16 protein-coding genes and 1 pseudogene are annotated in these 21,929 nt (G+C 66.8%); 10 read left to right on the forward strand and 7 right to left on the reverse strand.

Annotation, left to right across the window (positions count from 1 at the left end; genetic code table 11):
• Positions 1-49 precede the first annotated feature (49 nt).
• From PA6_RS06955 to cobA, 6 genes and pseudogenes are all read left to right on the forward strand, one after another.
• Entirely contained in the window at positions 50-520 is a 471-nt protein-coding gene (locus tag PA6_RS06955; RefSeq protein WP_021700192.1) for a hypothetical protein, read from the forward strand.
• Positions 521-936: 416 nt separating this feature from the next.
• Complete coding sequence (locus tag PA6_RS06960; protein WP_021700193.1) at positions 937-2,148, forward strand: MFS transporter; 1,212 nt, start codon at positions 937-939, stop codon at positions 2,146-2,148.
• Positions 2,149-2,350: 202 nt separating this feature from the next.
• Positions 2,351-4,015 (forward strand): bifunctional protein-serine/threonine kinase/phosphatase, encoded by a 1,665-nt coding sequence (locus PA6_RS06965; RefSeq protein WP_021700194.1) that lies wholly within the window; start codon positions 2,351-2,353, stop codon positions 4,013-4,015.
• A gap of 330 nt (positions 4,016-4,345) precedes the next feature.
• Positions 4,346-5,587, forward strand: a pseudogene (locus PA6_RS06970) (NAD(P)/FAD-dependent oxidoreductase); the annotation flags it as partial.
• A gap of 1 nt (position 5,588) precedes the next feature.
• A complete protein-coding gene (locus tag PA6_RS06975; protein ID WP_021700196.1) occupies positions 5,589-8,312 on the forward strand; it encodes a nitrate reductase in 2,724 nt (907 codons plus the stop codon).
• 11 nt (positions 8,313-8,323) lie between these two features.
• Positions 8,324-9,061 carry a uroporphyrinogen-III C-methyltransferase gene (cobA, locus tag PA6_RS06980; protein WP_021700197.1) on the forward strand — a complete coding sequence of 246 codons (738 nt, stop codon included), beginning with the start codon at positions 8,324-8,326 and terminating at the stop codon, positions 9,059-9,061.
• 780 nt (positions 9,062-9,841) lie between these two features.
• Here cobA and PA6_RS06985 read toward each other — a convergent pair.
• From PA6_RS06985 to PA6_RS07000, 4 genes are all read right to left on the reverse strand, one after another.
• A complete protein-coding gene (locus tag PA6_RS06985) occupies positions 9,842-11,497 on the reverse strand; it encodes an AMP-binding protein (RefSeq protein ID WP_021700198.1) in 1,656 nt (551 codons plus the stop codon).
• A gap of 118 nt (positions 11,498-11,615) precedes the next feature.
• Complete coding sequence (sixA, locus tag PA6_RS06990) at positions 11,616-12,071, reverse strand: phosphohistidine phosphatase SixA (protein WP_021700199.1); 456 nt, start codon at positions 12,069-12,071, stop codon at positions 11,616-11,618.
• On the reverse strand, positions 12,068-12,415 hold the full coding sequence (locus PA6_RS06995; RefSeq protein WP_021700200.1) for a DUF4389 domain-containing protein: 348 nt from the start codon (positions 12,413-12,415) through the stop codon (positions 12,068-12,070). Before PA6_RS06995 ends, sixA begins: the two co-directional genes overlap by 4 nt.
• 13 nt (positions 12,416-12,428) lie before the next feature.
• Positions 12,429-13,451, reverse strand: a complete 1,023-nt coding sequence (locus PA6_RS07000) for an NAD(P)H-dependent glycerol-3-phosphate dehydrogenase (RefSeq protein ID WP_021700201.1) — start codon at positions 13,449-13,451, stop codon at positions 12,429-12,431.
• Between the two features lie 227 nt (positions 13,452-13,678).
• On the opposite strand from PA6_RS07000, the gene PA6_RS07005 reads away from it, so the two are divergent.
• The 3 genes from PA6_RS07005 to fabB all read left to right on the forward strand — a co-directional run bounded on the left by PA6_RS07005 (position 13,679) and on the right by fabB (position 17,447).
• A complete protein-coding gene (locus PA6_RS07005; protein WP_021700202.1) occupies positions 13,679-15,559 on the forward strand; it encodes an ATP-binding protein in 1,881 nt (626 codons plus the stop codon).
• A gap of 145 nt (positions 15,560-15,704) precedes the next feature.
• Positions 15,705-16,220: a 3-hydroxyacyl-[acyl-carrier-protein] dehydratase FabA gene (gene fabA / locus PA6_RS07010; protein ID WP_021700203.1), complete on the forward strand. Its 516-nt coding sequence runs from the start codon at positions 15,705-15,707 to the stop codon at positions 16,218-16,220.
• A 12-nt stretch (positions 16,221-16,232) separates the two neighbouring features.
• Positions 16,233-17,447 carry a beta-ketoacyl-ACP synthase I gene (fabB, locus tag PA6_RS07015; protein WP_021700204.1) on the forward strand — a complete coding sequence of 405 codons (1,215 nt, stop codon included), beginning with the start codon at positions 16,233-16,235 and terminating at the stop codon, positions 17,445-17,447.
• 55 nt (positions 17,448-17,502) lie between these two features.
• Here the strand turns inward: fabB and PA6_RS24745 are convergent, their stop codons facing one another.
• The 3 genes from PA6_RS24745 to PA6_RS07030 form a co-directional block, all read right to left on the reverse strand.
• Entirely contained in the window at positions 17,503-19,128 is a 1,626-nt protein-coding gene (locus tag PA6_RS24745) for a methyl-accepting chemotaxis protein (protein WP_021700205.1), read from the reverse strand.
• A 181-nt stretch (positions 19,129-19,309) separates the two neighbouring features.
• On the reverse strand, positions 19,310-19,774 hold the full coding sequence (locus PA6_RS07025; protein WP_021700206.1) for a DUF3859 domain-containing protein: 465 nt from the start codon (positions 19,772-19,774) through the stop codon (positions 19,310-19,312).
• Between the two features lie 62 nt (positions 19,775-19,836).
• Positions 19,837-20,901, reverse strand: a complete 1,065-nt coding sequence (locus PA6_RS07030; RefSeq protein ID WP_052520141.1) for an amidohydrolase family protein — start codon at positions 20,899-20,901, stop codon at positions 19,837-19,839.
• 80 nt (positions 20,902-20,981) lie between these two features.
• Between PA6_RS07030 and PA6_RS07035 the strand changes: the two genes are divergently transcribed.
• Positions 20,982-21,836, forward strand: coding sequence for a substrate-binding periplasmic protein (locus PA6_RS07035; protein WP_021700208.1), 855 nt, complete (start codon positions 20,982-20,984; stop codon positions 21,834-21,836).
• Positions 21,837-21,929 lie beyond the last annotated feature (93 nt).

Here is a 21,929-nt window from a genome sequence, read left to right on the forward strand (position 1 = left end):
GTTTACACAAGTAGCGCCCGCCCAGAGGCGCACCCTCGAGAAGCCTGACATGCGCAAACCCCACCGACTCCTGTTACTCACCACCCTGCTGGCCCTGCCCCTGAGCAGCCTGGCCGACCCATCGCCGGAACGCGGCCGCTATCTGCTGCAGATAGCGGGCTGCAACGACTGCCACACGGCCGGCTACCTGCTGGCGCCGGACAAGACTCCCGAGCAGGCCTGGCTGCTCGGCGACACCCTGGGCTGGAGCGGCCCCTGGGGCACCACCTACGCCAGCAACCTGCGCCTGATCCTGCCCAGACTGAGCGAGGAGCAGTGGCTGCAGCTGGCGCGCCAGGCTGCCTATCGTCCGCCGATGCCCAACCATGCCCTGCGCATCATGGAAGAGGACGATCTACGCAGCATCCACCGCTTCGTCGTCCAGCTCGGCGAAGCCGGACAGCCCGCCCCGGCAGCGCTGGCGCCGGGCCAGACGCCGGCCGGCCCGGCCGTGCTGTTCCCCGCCCCACCCGCGCCCTGACACCGCCCCGACTCAGTGCGCCGCATCCAGGCGGCGCACCGTATTGAGCCGGACCAGGCCGACGCCAGCGCAGGGAATCCCTGTTTGCAGGGCTTCGCCAGCCTTGGCCCGAGTATTGCTGTAGCCCTGTCACAGGCATCCAACGGCGGTTGCCACCGATACGACAAAGGCGTCGCACCTCCTCCGCTCTCGCGGTCCGTGGTGCGGCGCCTTTTGCGTTTCAGCCCCAGCGCATGGGGAGGTTGGCGCGCCGCGATCCGGGCGCCAGCCGGTCACTCTCTCAAACCTGGCTGTGGCTTCGGCCACCGGGCCGGGCGCCACAAGCGCCGGGCTTCTCCCACTGGCGGCCAGGCGACGTGCCCACGATCACGTCGCCGCGCCGCCGGCGGGACTCTAACTCGATGATGAGGTGTTGGATGAATACAAGTTTCTGGAAAGCCGGCCACGCACCGACGCTGTTCGCCGCGTTCCTCTATTTCGACCTGAGCTTCATGGTCTGGTATGTGCTCGGCCCGCTGGGCGTGCAGATCGCCAGCGACCTGGGCCTGACCACCCAGCAACGCGCCATGATGGTCGCCACGCCGATCCTGGCCGGCGCCGTGCTGCGTTTCCTGATGGGCCTGCTGGCCGACCGTACTTCGCCGAAGAGCGCCGGCCTGATCGGCCAGGTGATCGTCATCGCCGCCCTGGCGGTGGCCTGGCAGCACGGCATCCACAGCTACGAGCAGGCGCTGCTGCTCGGCCTGTTCCTCGGCTTCGCCGGCGCCTCCTTCGCCGTGGCCCTGCCGCTGGCCTCGCAGTGGTACCCGCCGCAGCACCAGGGCAAGGCCATGGGCATCGCCGGCGCCGGCAACTCCGGCACCGTGCTGACCGCCCTGTTCGCCCCGGGCCTGGCCGCCGCCTTCGGCTGGAGCAACGTGTTCGGCCTGGCGCTGATCCCGCTGGTGCTGACCCTGATCATCTTCGCCAGCGTGGCCAAGAACGCTCCCGAGCGTCCGGCGCCCAAGTCCATGGCCGACTACCTCAAGGCCCTTGGCGACCGCGACAGCTGGTGGTTCATGTTCTTCTACAGCATCACCTTCGGCGGCTTCCTCGGCCTGGCCAGCACCCTGCCCGGCTACTTCCACGACCAGTACGGCTTCGATCCGGTCAAGGCCGGCTACTACACCGCCGCCTGCGTGTTCGCCGGCAGCCTGATGCGCCCGCTGGGCGGCGCCCTGGCCGACCGCATCGGCGGCATCCGCTCGCTGCTGGTGATGTACACCTGCGCCTCCATCTGCATCGCTGCGGTGGGCTTCAACCTGCCCAGCGCCTACGCCGCCCTGGGCCTGTTCGTGGTCGCCATGCTAAGCCTGGGCGCCGGCAACGGCGCGGTGTTCCAGCTGGTGCCGCAGCGTTTCCGCAAGGAAATCGGCGTGATGACTGGGCTGATCGGCATGGCCGGCGGCATCGGCGGCTTCTGCCTGACCGCAGGGCTCGGCGCGATCAAGCAGTCCACCGGCGACTACCAGCTGGGCCTGTGGCTGTTCGCCAGCCTGGGCGTGCTGGCCTGGTTCGGCCTGCACGGCGTCAAGCTGCGCTGGCGCACCACCTGGGGTTCGGCTGCGGTGACCGCCGCCCGCGTATAAACCTGTGTTCGGCGCCGGGCTCCCTGCCCGGCGTCGCGCAGGTCGGTTGCGACAAAGGCGGGGCAACCACAGACTCCTCGCACTGGTCAGGAAAGGTGGAGTGGCAACACTCCTGGGAGGCTGAGCGGCTCGGCCTTTGTCTCAACCGACTTGCATACCCTCGGGCGCCGACTGGCGCCCTTTGCACAACAAGAGAATCCGCATGGCCCTGCAACTGAGCTTCGGCGAAGCCACCGCCACCGGCCCGCGCCCGGAAAACCAGGACGCCATCCGCGTGGTCACTCCGGCGCCCGCCCTGGCAGCCAGCAAGGGCTACCTGCTGGCCCTGGCCGATGGTGTCAGCCAGTGCGCCGACGGCGGCCTGGCCGCCCGCGCCACCCTGCAGGCCCTGGCGCTGGACTACTACTCGACCCCCGAGACCTGGGCCGTGGCGCAATCGCTGGACCGCCTGCTGGTAGCGCACAACCGCTGGCTGCAGGCCGGCAGCGGCGGCCAGCCGCTGCTGACCACCCTCTCCGCCCTGATCCTGCGCGGCCGCCGCTTCACCCTGGCGCATGTCGGCGACTGCCGCGCCTACCGCCTGCACGGCGGCCAGCTCGAGCGCCTCAGTGAGGACCATGTGTGGGAGCAGCCGGGCATGCAGCATGTGCTCAAGCGCGCCCTGGGCCTGGATCAGCACCTGGTGGTGGACTACCTGGAGGGCGAGCTGCGCGAGGGCGAGCGCTACCTGCTGGTCAGCGACGGCGTCTGGTCAACCCTGGGCGACGCTGGCATCCACAGCCTGCTGCGGGACGAGCACGACCCGACCGCCGCCTGCCAGGCGCTGGTCACCGCTGCTCACCTGGCCGGCAGCCAGGACAACGCCAGCGCCGTGCTGGTGCAGGTCGACGCGCTGCCGGACAACGACCTGGCCGACACCCTGGCCCAGCTGCAGCAGTGGCCGCTGCCGCCCAAGCTGCGCGAGGGCCAGGATTTCGAGGGCTGGCAGGTCGAGCGCCTGCTGGCCGAGTCGCGCCAGTCGCTGGTGTACCGGGTGCGTGATGCCCAGGCCCGGCGCTGGCTGCTCAAGACCCTGCCGACCAGCCGCCACGACGAGGCCCAGGCCGGCGCGGCCCTGCTGCTGGAGGAATGGTTCCTGCGCCGCGTGGCCGGCCGCCACTTCGCCGAGGCCCATGCGCTGCCGCAGCGCCAGCACCTCTACTACGTGCAGCGCGAATACGCCGGGCAGACCCTGGCCGAACACCTGCGCCTGTACGGCCCGCTGGGCCTGCCGGAATGGCTGGACCTGGCGCCGCGCCTGCTCAAGGCCCTGGGCCTGCTGCACCGGCGCAACATCCTGCACCGCGACATCAAGCCGGAGAACCTGCTCTGGTGCGACGACGGCGAGCTGCGCCTGCTCGACTTCGGCCTGGCCTACTGCCCCGGCCTGTCGCGCGACGAGCAGCACGCGCTGCCCGGCACGCCCAGCTACATCGCCCCGGAAGCCTTTGCCGGCGCCGCCCCGGATCGCCAGCAGGACCTCTACGCCGCCGGGGTCACCCTCTATCGCCTGCTCACCGGTCACTACCCCTATGGCGAGATCGAGGCCTTCCAGCACCCGCGCTTCGCCAAGCCGGCCGCGCCCAGCCGCTACCGCCCGGATATCCCGGCCTGGCTCGACGACTGCCTGCTGCGCGCCGTCGCCGCCAGCCCCGGCGAACGCTTCGAAACCGCCGAGGAGTGGCTGCTGGTGGTCGAACAGGGCGAACGCCAGGCGCTGAACGTACGCCCGCGCCCACTGCTCGAGCGCGAGCCGTTGAAGGTCTGGCGTGGCGTGGCGCTGGCCTCGCTGCTGCTCAACCTGATCCTGCTGGTCGCTTTTCTATAGGGCGGGTGAAACCCGCGAGTTATGGGCGCGGGTTTCACCCGCCCTACAGCAAACCGCACCACAACGACGCAGCATCGCTTTATACGGGTGCGCAAAACCACCAAAAACCTCGACAGAGAGCCGCTGAAAGCCCGAAAACCGGGCTTCGAAAAAGTTGGCACGAGGTCTGCAATAACTCATTCGACAGTACATAAAGGCGGCGCCCTCAACGTAGAAGGCACTGCCTCCCGATCGATCGGGACAAGGACAAAGGCGTCCTCGCTAGAGCACTAGCGGGACGCCTTTTTTGTTGCCGACAGTTTTTACGATTTCACACAGGAGAGGACCGGCATGAACAAACTCAAGCTGGTGATGGTAGGCAACGGCATGGCCGGGGTCAGAACCCTGGAGGAGCTGCTCCGGCTCGCCCCGGACCTGTACGAGATCACCGTGTTCGGCGCCGAGCCGCACCCGAACTACAACCGCATCCTGCTCTCCCCCGTGCTGGCCGGCGAACAGAGCTTCGCCGACATCGTGCTCAACGGCATCGAGTGGTACCAGCAGCACGGCATCGACCTGCGCCTGGGGCGCAAGGTGGTGGCCATCGACCGCAAGAAGCGCGTGGTCACCGCCGACGATGGCAGTACCGCGCAGTACGACCGGCTGATCCTCGCCACCGGCTCCAACCCCTTCATCCTGCCGGTGCCGGGCAACCGCCTGGAAGGTGTGATCGCCTACCGCGACATCGCCGACACCGAGATGATGATGCAGACCGCGCGCACCCACAGCCATGCCGTGGTCATCGGCGGCGGCCTGCTCGGCCTGGAGGCGGCCAATGGCTTGCGCCAGCGCGGCATGAACGTGACAGTGGTGCACCTGGCCGACTGGCTGCTGGAGCGCCAGCTCGACCGTACCGCCGGCGAGCTGCTGAAACAGGCGCTGGAGGCGCGCGGCATTCGCTTCCGCCTCAACGAACAGACCGAGGAGCTGCACGACTACGGCAGCGGCCGCGTCTGCGCCGTGCAATTCAAGAGCGGCGACACCATTCCCGCCGACCTGGTGGTGATGGCCGCCGGCGTGCGCCCCAACACCGAACTGGCGGAAAAAGCCGGCCTGCCGTGCAACCGCGGCATCCTCGTCGACGACTGCCTGCAGACCTATGACCCGCGCATCTACGCGGTCGGCGAATGCGCCAACCACCGCGGCATCGCCTACGGCCTGGTCGCGCCGCTGTTCGAGCAGGCGCAGGTCTGCGCCAATCACCTGGCCATGCTCGGCACCGCCCGCTACCAGGGCTCGGTGATCTCCACCAAGCTCAAGGTCACCGGCATCGAGCTGTTCTCCGCCGGCGACTTCATGGGCGGCGACGGCACCGAGACCATCACCCTCTCCGACCCCATCGGCAGCGTGTACAAGAAGCTGGTGATCAAGGACGACGTGCTGGTCGGCGGCTGCCTGTACGGCGACACCCTCGACGGCAGCTGGTACTTCCAGCAGATCCGCGAGGGCGTCGACATCGGCCGCATGCGCGACCACCTGATGTTCGGTCGCGCCAGCCTGGAGGCCGCCGGCCTCGCCGAAAAGGATGCCGCCCGTGCCTGAAGCGACCCTGCAAACCACAGCAGCCACCTGCTGCTACTGCGGCGTCGGCTGCGGCGTGCTGATCGAGCACGATGGCGAGAAGATCCTCGGCGTGCAGGGCGACCCCAGCCACCCGGCCAACTTCGGCCGCCTGTGCAGCAAGGGCTCGTCCCTGCACCTGACCGGCGACCTCGACGCCCGCGCCCTCTACCCCGAGCTGCGCCTAGGCAAGGGCATGGCCCGTGCCCGCAGCAGCTGGGACAGCGCCCTCGACCACGCCGCCAGCGTGTTCGCCGAAACCATCCGCGAGCACGGCCCGGACAGCGTCGCCTTCTACATCTCCGGCCAGTTGCTGACCGAGGACTACTACGCCTTCAACAAGCTGGCGCGCGCCCTGGTCGGCACCAACAACATCGACAGCAACTCGCGCCTGTGCATGAGCTCGGCGGTGGTCGGCTACAAGCGCAGCCTCGGTGCCGACGCCCCGCCCTGCAGCTACGAGGATATCGAGCAGGCCGACTGCCTGCTGATCGCCGGCAGCAACATGGCCTACGCGCATCCGATCCTGTTCCGTCGCCTGGAAGCGGCCAAGGCGGCGCGGCCCGAGATGACGATCATCGTCGTCGACCCACGGCGCACCGACACCTGCGAGCTGGCCGACCTGCACCTGGCCATCGCCCCAGGCACCGATGTGGCGCTGTTCCACGGCCTGCTGCACCTGCTGCTGGCCAACGGCGACTACGACCCGGCCTATATCGACGCTCACACCGAGGGCTTCGAGGCCCTGCGCGGGCTGGCGGCCGACTACCCGCCGAGCGAAGTGGCGCGCCTGTGCGGCATCGATGTGGCCGACCTGCGCCGCGCCGCCGCGCTGATCGGCCAGGCGCCGGCCTTTCTCTCGCTGTGGTGCATGGGCCTCAACCAGTCCACCGCCGGCAGCGCCAAGAACAGCGCGCTGATCAACCTGCACCTGGCTACCGGGCAGATCGGCCGGGTCGGCGCCGGCCCCTTCTCCCTCACCGGCCAGCCCAACGCCATGGGTGGCCGCGAGACCGGCAGCCTGAGCAACCTGCTGCCTGGCCACCGCGAGGCGGCCAACCCGGAGCACCGCGCCGAAGTGGCGCGCTACTGGGGCGTGGACAGCCTGCCGGCGAACACCGGTCTGTCCGCCATCGAACTGTTCGAGGCGGTACGCGAAGGCACGATCAAGGCCCTGTGGATCGCCTGCACCAACCCGGCGCAATCGCTGCCGGACCAGCAGAAGATCCACGAGGCCCTGAGCGCCTGTCCCTTCGTGGTGGTACAGGAAGCCTTCTTCACCACCGAAACCTGTAAGTACGCCGACCTTCTGCTCCCGGCCGCCAGCTGGGGAGAAAAAGAAGGCAGCGTGACCAACTCCGAGCGGCGCATCAGCCATGTGCGCCGCGCCGTGCCAGCGCCCGCAGAGGCGCGGCCGGACTGGGCGATCGTCTGTGACTTCGCCCGCCGCCTGGAACAACAGCTACGCCCCGGCCTGCCAAGCCTGTTCGACTTCGCCAGCGCACAAGCGCTGTTCGAGGAATACAAGCACCTGACCCAGGGACGCGACCTGGACCTTTCCGGTCTCAGCTACGCCATCCTGGACGACCAAGGTCCACAACAATGGCCCTTCCCGGCCGGCGCCCAGCAGGGCACCGCGCGGCTTTACGCGAACGGCCTCTTCCCCACCGCCAACGGCCGCGCCCGCTTTGTCGCCGACCCGTTCGTGCCGGGCCGGGAGCGCCCGGAGAGCGACTTCCCGCTGCTGCTCAACACCGGGCGCCTGCGCGACCAGTGGCATGGCATGAGCCGCACCGGCACCGCCGCACGGCTGTTCGGCCATGCGCCGGAAGCGGTGCTCGGCCTGCACCCGGACGAGCTGAAGCGCCGTGGTCTGCAGGCCGGCGAGCTGATCCAGCTGCGCAGCCGGCGTGGCGGCCTGATCCTGCCGGTACAGGCCGACGAGGCGCTGCAGCCGGGCCAGGCCTACCTGCCGATGCACTGGGGCGACCGCTTCCTCAAGGGCCTGGGCACCAACGTGCTGACCCAGCCGGCGTTCGACCCGCTGTCCAAGCAGCCGGAACTGAAGCTCAGCGCCGTGCAGGTCGAGCGCGCCGAGCTGCCCTGGCAGTTCTTCGCCCTGGTCGAGGGCGACGTGCAGCGCCGCCTAGAGGCCCTGCGCCCGCTGTTCGAGCATTTCGCCTACGCCAGCCTGGCGCCCACCGGCCGCGAACAGCGCCCGGCCCTGCTGATCAAGGCCGCCGCTGAAGCGGCGCCGGACGCCGCACTGCTGGCTGCGATCGACGCCCTGCTCGGCGTCGATACCGGGCCGGTGATGGCCTATGACGATGCCCGGCGTGGCGTAGGCAAGCGCGTGCGCTTCGTCGACGGGCGCATCGTCGCCGTGCGCCTGGCCGGTGAGATCGCCGCCCGCGACTGGCTCAAGGGCCTGTGGGAACAGGGCAGCAGCGACGCCGACCTGCGCCGCTGGCTGCTCGCTCCACTGCCGACGCCACCGGGTGGCGGCCTCAAGGCCAGCAAGGTGCTGTGCAACTGCATGAACGTCAGCCAGGACAAGGTGTGCGCCGGCATCGAGCGCGGCCTGGACCTGGACGGCCTCAAGCACGAGCTGAAATGCGGCACCAGCTGCGGCTCCTGCGTACCGGAAATCAAGCGACTGCTGGCCACCCGCGTGGCGGCCGTCGCCGTGCAAGCCTGAGGAGTAGAAGCATGAGTGCAAAAGTCTGGCTGGTGGGCGCAGGCCCCGGCGACCCGGAACTGCTGACCCTCAAGGCGGTAAAGGCCCTGCAACAGGCCGATATCGTAATGATCGACGACCTGGTCAACCCGGCCGTGCTGGAACACTGCCCGGCAGCGCGCGTGGTGCCGGTGGGCAAGCGCGGCGGCTGCCGCTCAACGCCGCAGGCCTTCATTCACCGCCTGATGCTGCGCTACGCCCGCCAGGGCAAGTGCGTGGTGCGTCTGAAAGGCGGCGACCCGTGCATCTTCGGCCGTGGCAGCGAAGAAGCCGGCTGGCTGGCCGAGCACGGCATCGAGGTGGAGATGGTCAACGGCATCACCGCCGGCCTGGCCGGCGCCACCCAGTGCGGCATCCCGCTGACCCTGCGCGGCGTGGCCCGCGGCGTGACCCTGGTCACCGCCCACACCCAGGACGACAGCAGCCTCAATTGGCAGGCCCTGGCCCAGGGCGGCACCACCCTGGTGGTGTATATGGGCGTGGCGAAACTGGCGGAAGTACGCGACAGCCTGCTGGCCGGCGGCATGCGCGCCGACATGCCGGTGGCGATGATCGAGAACGCTTCGCTGCCACAGCAACGCGAGTGCCGCAGCACCCTGGCCGGCATGCAGCAGGCGGCCAGCGATTTTGCGCTGAAGAGCCCGGCGATCCTGGTGATCGGCGAGGTGGCGGCGCAGCAACAGATTCAAGCTTTGGCAGAGATTGCCTGATCCCCTTCGCTCCTGCGGAGTAGTGCTTCGCCCGGCCGTATGGCCGGGCTTTTTTTTGCTGTGAAAAGGAGCAAGGCCTTGGTGCCGGACTGGCAAGATTGTGTGAGTCTGGAGGGATTTGCTTTCAAGCCGATTATCGAGCCTACCGATACTTCCCGTTTCGCCCCGCCGGGCAACTCACTTTTCTTTGTTTGCGCAAAGAAAAGTAAGCAAAAGAAAGCGCCCCCCGACATCCGGCCCCGCCTGCGGCGCGGTTCCCTCCTTCCGGTGTCGCTCCGGGGGCCGTCACGAAGGGACGTCCCTGTCCCTTCGTTCCTCGCTCGGCGTCCTGCCTCGCGTCCCCCTGCACAACACCTCCACTCGGCCTTCTGACGGGGACTATGGCTCCGAGTTGTCTGAAGGTTTTCTTTCGCTCTTGGTTTTCTCATACGAGCCATCAGGCAGTAAAAGGCGCCCCGTCAGGAGGCCGAGTGGAGATGCCGCGTAGGGGAGCGAGCCGCAGGGATGCGGCGAGAGGCATAGCGGGCCAAGGATGGCCCGTGTATGCCGGCCCCCGAAGGGGCGTCGGAAGGAGGGAACCGCGCCGCAGGCGGGGCCGGATGCCGGGGTGGCCTTCTCTTTGGTTACTTTCTCTTGGCCAGACAAGAGAAAGTGACTCGCCCGGAAGGGGCGAAACCAGAGGATTCAGCTCGCTCGGAAAACGGCTGGACACCGAATCAGGTACACACAGTTTTGCCAGCGCGGTATCAGAGCTCCCCCATCCCAAGATGCTCACCCGGCCTACTGGTGCCAAAGCACACCCTCGCGCCGCTCCCCCCAGGTACTGAAGTGCGGACCATAGGCGCTCTCCACCGAAGCCCGCTTGATCTTCAGCGTCGGCGTCAGGAAGCCGTTGTCCACCGCCCACACCTCGGGCACCAGCACCAGGCCGTTGAGCTGCTCGTGCTTGTCGAGTACCTGGTTGGTTTCCTCCAGCAGGCGCTTGAGGCTGCCTTCCAGGTGCTCGCGTGGTTCCTTGCGCCCCGCTTCAGACAGCACGCACAGGGCCAGAGGCTGCGGCAGGCCGTCGCCGACCACACAGACCTGCTCGATATGGTTGTGCACCGCCAGGCGATTCTCGATCGGCGCCGGGGCGACGTACTTACCCTTGCTGGTTTTGAAGATTTCCTTGATCCGCCCGGTCAGGCGCAGGTTGCCCTCGGCGTCCTGCTCACCCTTGTCGCCCGTGCGCAGGAAGCCATCCTCGGTGATCGCTTCGGCGGTCTTGCCCGGCTCCTTGAAGTAGCCCTGCATGGTCGAGCCGCTGCGCACCAGCACCTCGCCCTCCTCGCTGATGCGCACTTCGACGCCCGGGTTGTTCTGGCCGATCCAGCCTTTCTTGAACTTGCCGGGGCGGCAGACGTGCGAATAGCCGCAGTTCTCGGTCATGCCGTAGACCTCCTGCAGCTCCAGGCCCAGGCGCCGGTACCAGGCCAGCAGCGCATCGGGCACCGGGGCGGCGCCGGACAGCGCGTAACGCACCGCGTCCAGGCCCAGGCCGCGCAGCACCTTGCGCCCGAACAGACGCCCGAGCAGCGGGATGGACAGCAGCATGTCCAGGCGCTTGGCCGGCATCTTGGAATAGACGCCCATCTGGAACTTGGTCCAGATCCGCGGTACGCCGAAGAACACCGTGGGCCGCGCGCGGCGCAGGTCGGCGACGAAGGTGTCCAGGCTCTCGGCGAAGTACACGGTCAAGCCGCTGTACAGCGAATTGAGCTGGACGAACATGCGCTCGGCGACATGGCACAGCGGCAGGTAGGACAACACCCGGTCATCATCGCGCACGCCGAACAGCTCGGTGGCGTGACTGGCGGTGAAGCCGAAGTTGCCGAAGTTGTGCATCACCCCCTTGGGCATGCCGGTGGTACCGGAGGTGTAAATGATGGTGGCGAGCTGCTCGGCGCTCGGTTTCGGCTGGTCCTGGATCGGCGCACAGCCCTGCAGGTCCTGCCAGGTGCGGTCATAGCGACCGTGCGGATGCAGTGGCAGCGACACGGTCACCACGCCCTCGGGCACGCCGGGTGCCATGGCCGGCCAATCATCCAGCTTGCCGATGAAGGCCACCCTGGCCTCGGCGTGCTCCAGCACCTGGCGCACCGATTCGGCGGTGAGGTTGGGATAGAGCGGTACCGAGACATGCCCGGCCATCCAGATGGCCAGGTCGGCGACGATCCAGTGGGCGCAGTTCTTGGAGATGATGGCGATTCTGCTGCCCTGCTCCAGCTCCAGGCTGCGCAGCCAGCTCGCGGCGCGTCGGGCCTGCTCGCCTACCTCGGCCCAGGTCAGCTGTTCCACCTGACCAGCGCCAAGGGGCTGGATCAGGTAGGTCTTGTTCGGATGACGCGACTCACGCTCGAAGAACATCTCGAGCGGCAAACGGACTGCACTGGCCACGGGGCCTCCTTGTTTATTGTTTTTGTCACAGGGAGCAACCAAGCACTTGCTTGGTTTAATATTCCATGCGTCAGGAGGTGCGGCAAGTGAAGAAATGTTACGGGAGCAGAGAAGCGCTCTATTCCGGGTGGTACAGCCCTGCCAGCTGCATCAGCCCGGGAATCGCCGCCGCGCCGTCCAGCTCGACCAGACTGGCGGTGCGCAGCAACAGGGTCTCCTGCAGGTGCCCGTGCTGGAGGAAGCCGGCCAACTGGCCCAGCAACGGGTTGTGGCTGACCAGCAGACAATGACCGGGATAGCTGTCGAGGCGGTTGGCGGCGTCGCGCGGTGAGTCGTCAGGCGTGGCCCAGTCGACAGTTGTCAGTGGCAGCGCCAATCCGAGCACCTCGCGCACGATCTCGGCCGTCTGCTGGGCGCGCAGGTAGGGACTGGCGAGAATGTACTGCAGCGGACGGCCGCGCAGGCGCTCGGCGCTCCTGCGCACTTCCTTGCGGCCGCGCTCGGTCAGAGGTCGCTCGGCATCGCTGCGCGCACGCGCTTCGGCCTCGCCGTGGCGCAGCAGCCAGAGGGTCACAGCTTAGGTTCTTCGTCGCGCACCGGGTGCGGCGCCGGCGGAATGCTGTGCGGCTCGTTGTCCTGCGGCGCGCGCGGGGTCGGCCAGTCGGCGAACGGCCAGGGCTTCTCCTCGGTGTTGAAGGTGCCGAAGCGGCCGATCTGCTGCAGATACTGGCTGAGGCTGTCGCCGAAGCCCTGCAGGGTGCCATTGGGCGCCCCGTAGAACAGGCGGTAGCCGAGCTGCAGCAGAACCACGCCACCGAGCACGATCTCGGCCAGCTGCCAGACGATGGTGAAGATCACCATCCACAGGATGCGCAGGGCGATGGACTCGCGCTCCAGTTCCTTGTTCTCGTCAGTCATGCCGCTCTCCTCATCAGAAACCACTGGGGGAAATGAAGTCCACGTCAGTCTTCGGCTCGCCGCGCATCAGCGCCTGAATCACCTGCTCCAGGGTGCGCCCCTCGAACAGGATGGCATGCAAACCGGCAACCAGCGGCATGTAGACCTGCAATTCCTCCGCCTTGTTCTTCAGCACCTTGAGCGTATTGACGCCCTCGGCCACCTCGCCCAGGCGCGCCACGGCGTCCTCCAGGCTCAGACCTTCGCCCAGGGCGAAGCCGACCTGGTAGTTGCGGCTCTTCGGTGAAGAACAGGTGACAATCAGGTCGCCCACCCCGGCCAGGCCGAGGAAGGTCATGGGGTTGGCGCCGAGCTTGACGGCAAAGCGGGTCATTTCCGCCAGCGCGCGGGTGATCAGCATGCTCTTGGTGTTCTCGCCCATGCCCAGCGCAGCGGCCATGCCGGCGATGATGGCGTAGACGTTCTTCAGCGCGCCGCCCAGCTCCACGCCGAAACGGTCGCGGCTGGCATAGACACGGAAGGTGCGGCCATGCAGGGCCGACTGCACGCGCTGGCAGAGTTCCTCGTCCTCGCTGGCGATCACCGTTGCGGTCAGCGCATGTTCGGCGACCTCGCGGGCCAGGTTGGGGCCGGACAGCACGCCGATACGCGCCTGCGGCGCGACTTCGGCGAGGATCTGGCTCATCAGTTTGAAGCTCTCGGCTTCGATGCCCTTGGTGGTGCTCACCAGCAGCTTGCCGGCCAGGCCCGCGGCGACCGGCTGCAGGGCCTTGCGCAGGGCGGACGAGGGCAGCGCCACGAATACCAGCTGGCAGGCGGCCAGGGTCGCCGGCAGATCGGTCACCGGTTCGACCCCCGGCAGCAGCTTGATGCCCTTGAGGTAGCGCGGGTTCTCGCGCTGGGTGCGCATGGCCTCGGCCTGCTCGGGATCGCGCATCCACTGCAGAACGCGCTGGCCGTTGGCGGCCAGAAGGTTGGCGATGGCGGTGCCGAAGCTGCCGCCGCCCAGTACTGCAACGGGTTGTTGCTCGGTCATAGGAATTCCAGAAAAGCCATCCAGATGGAGGATGCCGCATTATCACGAAGCCTTGCCCGACCGGCCAGTCCCAGACGTGATCCAGGTCCAGCCAGCGCGCTGGCAAAGCCTGTCTTCTCGGTTAACATGCGATTTTCCGCCAGAGAACAAGGCCGTTCCGTGCGCATGCTCCACGCTCAGACTCCCGCTGCCCAGCCACGCTGCCTTCACCATGGAGATTGCCGGCCATGATGTGCGGACGTCGCTGGGATATCCACACCCGCACCCAGCTGATCAGCGTGGGCCCCGCCCTGCTGCTGACGCTGCTGCTGACCGGGTTCTTCACCCACTCGCGGCTGCAGGACCTGCGCCAGGAAATCGACCATACCGGCCAGTTGATGGCCAATCAGCTGGCCCCGGCCGCCGTGCATGGCGTCACCAACGGTGATACGCAGGCGCTGGAGAACCTGCTGCGTGCGACCCTGCAGGCTCCCAACGTGCGCTTTCTCGAGGTGCGCGACCAGAGCGAGAACATCCTGGTCTATGTCGAACAGCCGCGCGCCGACACCACCTCCAGCGTCGACGTCTTCCATGCCCCCATCCGCCGTGCCGGCGAAACCAGCGCCACCTACCTGGGACGTGTCGTGGTGGGCATGTCCGACGAGACATTCACCAGCCGGCAGCAGGCCATTCTGCTCAAGGCCACGATGCTGGCCCTGGTCGCCCTGCTGCTGACCTTCTTCCTCGCCCGCCAGCTGGCACGCCGCCTGGCCAGGCCGCTGAGCGCCATGGGCCGCACCCTCGAGGCGATCAAGGCCGGCGACTATCGTCCCAGCCTGGAGGAGACCGACAGCGGCGAGCTGGGCGACCTCGCCCGGCATATCAACAGCCTGGCCGTGGAGCTGGAACGCTCCGGCCGCGAGCAGCGCGAGGCCATGCAGCAGCTGATTCAGACCCGCGAGGAAGCCGAACAGGCCAGCCGCGCCAAGTCCGACTTCCTGGCCATGATGAGCCATGAGCTGCGCACCCCAATGAATGGCGTGCTGGGCATGTTGCAACTGCTGGAAACCACCGAGATGACTCAGGAACAGGCGGAATATGCCGCCCTGGCGACCGAGTCCACCGAACACCTGCTCAAGGTGATCAACGACATCCTCGACTTCTCGCGCATCGAGCGCGGCGCCCTGGAGCTGGAGCGCATCCCCTTCAGCCTGCAGGACCTGCTGCTCGGCTCGATCCAGGTGTTCCAGCACAGTGCACAACAACGCGGCCTCTATTTGCGCCTGGAGAGCCAGCCGGGGCTCGAGGACTTCGAGGTGCGTGGCGACCCGACGCGTATTCGCCAGATCCTGGTCAACCTGCTGGGCAACGCGCTGAAGTTCACCGAGGAAGGCGGCATCCGCATCGAGACCCGCTGGCAACCGCTGGACAACGAGGTGCTGTGGTTTACCTGTGCCGTGCGCGACAGCGGTATCGGCATCGCCCCCGAGCGCCTGGAGCACATGTTCGATGCCTTCCAGCAGGCCGATACCTCGATCTCGCGGCGCTACGGCGGCACCGGCCTCGGTCTGTCCATCGCCCGCACCCTGGCCGAACGCATGGGCGGCACCCTGCATGCCAGCAGCGAGGAAGGCATCGGCTCGGTATTCACCCTGGAGATTCCTTTGCCGTTCAGCCTGCGCAGCGAGGATGTCCAGGCACAGACGCAGAACGATGTCGCGAGCGGCGGCGATCAGGAAGTCCTGCTGGTGGAGGACAACCCGGTCAACCAGACCGTTATCGAGGCCATGCTGCGCAGCCTGGGTTATCGGGTCACCCTGGTCGGCGACGGCGCCCAGGCCGTGCAGCGCTTCGATGCCCGGCGCTTCTCCGCGGTGCTGATGGATTGTCGCCTGCCGGTCATGGATGGTTACGAGGCAACCCGGCAGATTCGCCGGCACATGCCGCAGAATGGCACCCCGATCATCGCCCTGACCGCCAACGCCCTGCAGGGTGACCGCGAGGCCTGCCTGCAGGCCGGCATGAACGATTACCTGGCCAAGCCATTCAAGCGTGCCGACCTGGAACGGGTATTGCTGCGCTGGCTCGGCAAGCGCAGCCAGGAAAATATCCCGGGCAGCGAAAAATGACTTATGACAAGAACAGCCGGTATACAGGTGTTCACACTAGGCTGTGACTTTCACCGGAGCGCAACAGTCTATGACTAGTCTGCCGCTACACAAGAAAACCCGCGGCGCAGCTTAGCCCCGCCGAGGGGACCATTGAGGAGTTCGCATGACCCAGCAAAACGCCTATACCCGGGAAGAGTTGCTCGCCTGCAGCCGCGGCGAACTGTTTGGCCCAGGTAATGCGCAATTGCCCGCCCCCAACATGCTGATGATCGATCGCATCGTGCATATCAGTGAAACCGGCGGCAAATACGGCAAAGGCGAAATCGTCGCCGAACTCGACATCAATCCGGACCTCTGGTTCTTCGCCTGCCACTTCGAAGGCGATCCGGTGATGCCGGGCTGCCTGGGCCTCGACGCCATGTGGCAGCTGGTCGGCTTCTACCTGGGCTGGCAGGGCAATCCGGGCCGCGGTCGCGCCCTCGGCTCCGGCGAAGTGAAGTTCTTCGGCCAGGTGCTGCCCACCGCCAAGAAAATCACCTACAACATCCATATCAAACGCACCATCAACCGCTCGCTGATCCTCGGCATCGCCGATGGCAACGTCAGCGTCGATGGTCGCGAGATCTACAGCGCCGAAGGCCTCCGCGTCGGCCTGTTCACCTCTACCGACAGCTTCTGAAGGATTTTCCGCATGCGTCGCGTCGTGATCACCGGTCTGGGCATCGTTTCCTGCCTGGGCAATGACAAGGACACCGTTTCCGCCAACCTGCGCGCCGGCAAGGCGGGTATCCGCTTCAACCCGGAATACGCCGAGATGGGCCTGCGCAGCCAGGTTTCCGGCTCCGTCGACCTCAACCTGGAAGAGCTGATCGACCGCAAGGTCCTGCGCTTCATGGGTAACGCCGCCGCCTACGCCTACCTGTCGATGGAACAGGCGATCAAGGATGCCGGCCTGAGCCCGGAAGACATCTCCAACCCGCGCGTCGGCCTGATCGCCGGTTCCGGCGGTGCTTCCACCCTGAACCAGATGGAAGCCATCGACACCCTGCGCGAGAAGGGCGTCAAGCGCATCGGCCCATACCGCGTGCCACGCACCATGGGCAGCACCGTGTCGGCCTGCCTGGCCACGCCGTTCCAGATCAAGGGCGTGAACTACTCCATCTCCTCCGCCTGCGCGACCAGTGCCCACTGCATCGGCCACGCCATGGAGCAGATCCAGATGGGCAAGCAGGACATGGTCTTCGCCGGCGGCGGTGAAGAAGAGCACTGGAGCCAGAGCTGCCTGTTCGACGCCATGGGCGCCCTCTCCACCCAGTACAACGAAACCCCGGAAAAAGCCTCGCGCGCCTACGACGCCAAGCGTGACGGCTTCGTCATCGCCGGCGGTGGCGGCATGGTGGTGGTCGAGGAACTGGAGCACGCACTCAAGCGCGGCGCCAAGATCTACGCCGAGATCGTCGGCTACGGCGCCACCAGCGACGGCTACGACATGGTCGCACCGAGTGGTGAAGGCGCCGTGCGCTGCATGCAGCAGGCCCTGGCCACCGTCAGCGCGCCGATCGACTACCTCAACACCCACGGCACCTCCACCCCGGTCGGCGACACCGCCGAGGCCCGCGCCGTGCGCGAAGTGTTCGGCGCCAGGGCACCGGCCATCAGCTCGACCAAGAGCCTGTCCGGTCACTCGCTGGGCGCCGCCGGCGTGCACGAGGCGATCTACTGCCTGCTGATGATGCAGGGCGGCTTCATCGCCGGCTCGGCCAACATCGAGGAGATCGACCCGGAAATGGCCGACCTGCCGATCCAGCGCCAGACCCGCGACGCCCAGCTCAACACCGTGATGAGCAACAGCTTCGGCTTCGGCGGCACCAACGCCACGCTGATCCTGCAGCGTTACCAGGGCTGATTTCCAGCCCCATGAAAAACGGCGCCCTCGGGCGCCGTTTTTCGTTATGCCGACCTCAGATGCGGAAGCGTGCCACCAGGCCATTGAGGTCCACCGCCAGGCGCGACAGCTCTTGGCTGGCGGCGCTGGTCTGGTTGGCCCCGGCCGAGGTCTGCAGCGACAGGTCGCGAATGTTCACCAGGTTGCGGTCCACCTCACGGGCAACCTGCGCCTGCTCCTCGGATGCGCTGGCAATCACCAGATTGCGCTCGTTGATCGAGGAAATCGCCTGGGCGATCTCGTCCAGCGCGCGCCCGGCAGCCTGCGCCAGCTCCAGGGTCGCACTGGTGCGCCCGGTGCTCTGCTGCATGGCGCCCACGGCCCGTTCGGTGCCCTGCTGGATGCCGCCGATCATCTGCTCGATTTCCTGAGTCGACTGCTGGGTACGGTGTGCCAACGCACGCACCTCGTCCGCCACCACGGCGAAGCCGCGCCCGGCATCGCCGGCCCGCGCCGCTTCGATAGCCGCGTTGAGGGCCAGCAGGTTGGTCTGTTCGGCAATCGAGCGAATCACATCCAGCACCTGGCTGATGCTGCGTATCTGCTCGGCCAGCTGTTCGACCTGCGAGGAACTGCTGGTCACATCACTGGCCAGGCGGCTGATCGAGTCGACGGTCTGGCGCACCTGCTCGCGGCCATGCTGGGCGGTACGGTCGGACTCGCGGGACGCTTCGGAGGTACTCACGGCATTGCGTGCCACCTCTTCCACGGCCGAGGTCATCTCGTTCACCGCAGTGGCAGCCTGTTCGATCTCGGCGTTCTGCTGATGCAGGCCGCGGGTGGCGTCCTCGGTGACCGCATGCAGCTCCTCGGAGGCCGAAGCCAGCTGGCTGGAGGAATCGGCGATGCTCTGGATGGTGCTGCGCAGGCTCCCCTGCATGCGCTTCAGGGCCTGCAGCAGTTGCGCCGGCTCATCCACGCCCTGGTCGTCGAAATCGCGGGTCAGGTCGCCGCTCGCCACCACCTGGGCAACCTGAACCGCTTCGGTCAGCGGCCGCACGATGCTGCGGGTGAACAACATGGCAAGGAACACCGTCAGTACTACAGCCACCAGCATCAGGGTAAGCGCCAAGGTAAAGGCTCGCTCATAGGCAGCCTTGTTGTGGTTGGCAGCCTGCACAGCCCCTGCGCTATTGATATCGGTGAGTTCGACCAAAGCCTTCGCCATATTGTCGGCGTGGGTGTTCAGTTCACCTCCCGCCACGGCAATCGCTTCATCCAGTTCATCCGCCGCCGAGTGGCGCATGATTTTTTCCTGCTCACGCAAGTAAGCCTGCTCCGCCGCCTTGAAGCGCTCGTAGACGGCCCGTTCTTCCGGGGTCGAAATCAGCTTCTCGTAACGCTGCTGCGCCTCGCTGAGGCCTGCCTTCAAGTCATCAATACGCGCCACCGTCTGCTGCATGATGGTGGGGTCGCGCACCACGATCAGACGTAGCGTTCCTGCGCGGATGCGCAGGATGTCCTGACTCACTTCGCCCAGCGCCTTGATGCTCGGCAGCCAGTTCTGATCCACCTCCGAAGATGCCTGGTTCATCTGTCGCATCTGCAGCAGCGAAAAACCGCCAACCAGCAGAACAAGCAGCGCGAGGATGGTGAAGCCAAGGGCGGAGCGAGGGGCGATACGCAGATTTCTCAGCAGCATGGTGATTTCCTTTCAGGCGGACAGGCCCGCTACGCATCAGAGTAGTGCGCGCTGGTCTTGCTGCCAGCTGGACGCAGCGGTCATTGCATACACCAGCGCATCGGCATTGCTGAAAGGAGCTTGAGCAGCAGACAAAAAGAAACCCGGCACGCGGCCGGGTCTGCTCTGACGCGAGAGGAACTCAACGCACGGTGAAACGCTGCTCCAGCAGTTTGCGATCACCCTGGAACACCATGAACTGCCACTCGCCCGGCACCACCTCATGGTGTTCGGTGAACTCGAAGGCCATCACGTCCTGCGGCGCGCCCACCACCAGCTTCTGCTGCAGCTCGATCTTGTCCTGACGCTTGCCGTCCGGCCCGATCAGCCCGGGCGTGAAGTACATCAGGGTGAGCGGCTGCTCGGTTTCGCTCTTGCCCGCCAACTGATAGCGCACACCGAACTTGGTGCCCAGGCGCGCCGGCACCACCGCGGTCGGCTCGATCGGCTGGTTGGCACGGCTGAGAATGCGCTCGCCCGGCTGCGGGTCCTTGATCGGTGCGCTGGCGAATACGCCGTATTCGATCGGCCCCTCGACACGCACATCGGCCATGGCCAGGTTGGCGGACAGGCCCAGGGCCAGGACAGACAGACTGAACAGTTTCATCTCGCGCTCCTTGAGGAAAGTTGGCGCGAGGCTATGACGTCGGGGTTACAGGCTGATGACAGTCAGTCGCGCAGCTGCGCCTGGCGCTTGCGTGGCAATACGGCGAGAAAATTGTCGCGCGCCACGCCCCGCGCCACCTTCGCCGGCAGCGCATCGAGGAACGGTACGAAGGCCTGCATCGTCTCGCCCAGTCCGTCGAACCTGCCGACCACGTCGGAGCCGAGCATGAAGCGCGCCGGGTAGCGGCTGACCAGCTCTACCCAGCGCGGGTCGGGTTTGCCGTCAGCATCGAGCAGATAAGGCTGCAGCACGCTCCAGGACAGGTCGACGTACAGGTTGGGGTAGTCGCCAAGCAGACGCTGCAGGGTTGGCAGGAGAAAATCCAGCTTCTGCTGATGCCGATGGATCTCCATGCTGGTGCCCGCGTGGGCCCAGATGAAGCGCACATGCGGGTGGTTGCGCAGCGGCTCCTCGATCTCCGCCAGGTACAGCGGATTGCGCTCGCGCTGGGAGGTGATGTTGCTGTGCAGCAGCACCGGCAGGTCATACTCGGCGGCCAGGTGGTAGACCCGCGTCATCGCCTCGTTGTTGGCCCGCGGCGTCTCGCCCTGGGTCAGCGCGGTGAGATCGTCATGGCGGGTGAACACCTCGCCGATGCCCTGCCACAGCCCGGGGTCGAGCTCGAGCATGCGGCGGATATGGGCGTCGGAGTTCTTGTCGTTGGGATTGAATCCGCTGAGAAAGGGATGGAAGCGCTCGCGCTGCTCGGCCGGCAAGCGCTTGACCGCATCGGCCACCAGCACATCGGTAGCGCTGTACCAGTAGGCGCCGGCGTCATCACCGGCGTAGTAGCGCGGGCGCTTGGGCTCGTCCTCATGCCATTTCTTGGCCACCGGAATACCGCTGATCAGCACATGGTCGATGCGCCCGGCGGCCATGGCCTCCAGCAGGGGCGTCATGCCCTGGCTTTCCTGGAAGAAGTCGACGTAGTGCAGATGGGCGTCGCTGTAGCGGTAGTCGCGGGCCTGCGCGTATGCGCTGAGCAGACTCAGCACGGCGGCCAGCACGGTGCGATGAATGGACAAAGGCGTCACTCCCTGGCGGTTCGGGCAAGAGTAGACCGCCATCCCCGCCCTGCCGTTCACTGGCGAGAGCCTCAGGCAGGGACCATCATGACTATCCACCTGCGCGAACCCTGAGCCTGCCTATGTCTCGCCTCGCCGCCCTGCTCGCCCTGGTCTGCGCCCTGCCACTGGCCGCCGAGCCGCTCACCTATCCACGGCACTCCAGCGGCGCCGACCCGGAAGCCTATGTGGTCGAACTGCTGCGCCAGGCCCTGGCCAGGAGCGGCGGCGACTATCAACTGCAGCCCTCGCCACGCCCCATGCCACAGAGCCGCGCCGAGCAGTCGCTGGAGCAGAACGACGGTGCCGTGCAGCTGATGTGGAGCATGACCACCCGGGCCCGCGAGGACGTGCTGCTGCCGATCCGCATCCCCCTCTACAAGGGTCTGGTCGGCTGGCGCGTGCCCCTGGTGCGGCGCGAGGACAAGGACTGGCTGGCCCAGGTACGCAGTCTCGACGACCTCAGGCCGATGCGCTTCGGCCAGCGCGCCGACTGGCCAGACACCCGCATCCTGCGCGACAACGGCCTGCAGGTGATCACCAGCCAGAGCTATGAGAGCCTGTTTCGCATGCTCGGCGCCGGGCGCTTCGACCTGTTCCCGCGCGAAGTGGTGGTGGCCTGGAACGAGCAGGCCCAGGCGGCGCGCGAGGGGCTGGCACTGGAGGTCGACGAACACATCGTGATCCACTACCCCACCGCCTTCTATTTCTTCACCTCGCGCGCCCGCGCCGACCTCGCCGGCACTATCGAGCGCGGCCTGGAGGCGATGATCGCCGACGGCAGCTTCGAGGCGCTGTTCCAGCAGCATCATGGCGCTACCCTGGAACACGCCCGCCTGGAGACACGCCGGGTGATCGAACTGGAAAACCTCGATCTACCGGCACAGACGCCGTTTCGCCGCCCCGAGCTCTGGTATCGCCCCAACGCACCACGCTAGAGCCTCGCGCACTGCAGCGGGGCACAAAACAAGACAATTCGCCGGCGCCAGCCTTGTGACGCAGCGCACAGCACATGATGGCACCGTGCTTGC

The sequence above is a fragment of the Aquipseudomonas alcaligenes NBRC 14159 genome, from assembly GCF_000467105.1.
Taxonomy (GTDB): domain Bacteria; phylum Pseudomonadota; class Gammaproteobacteria; order Pseudomonadales; family Pseudomonadaceae; genus Aquipseudomonas; species Aquipseudomonas alcaligenes.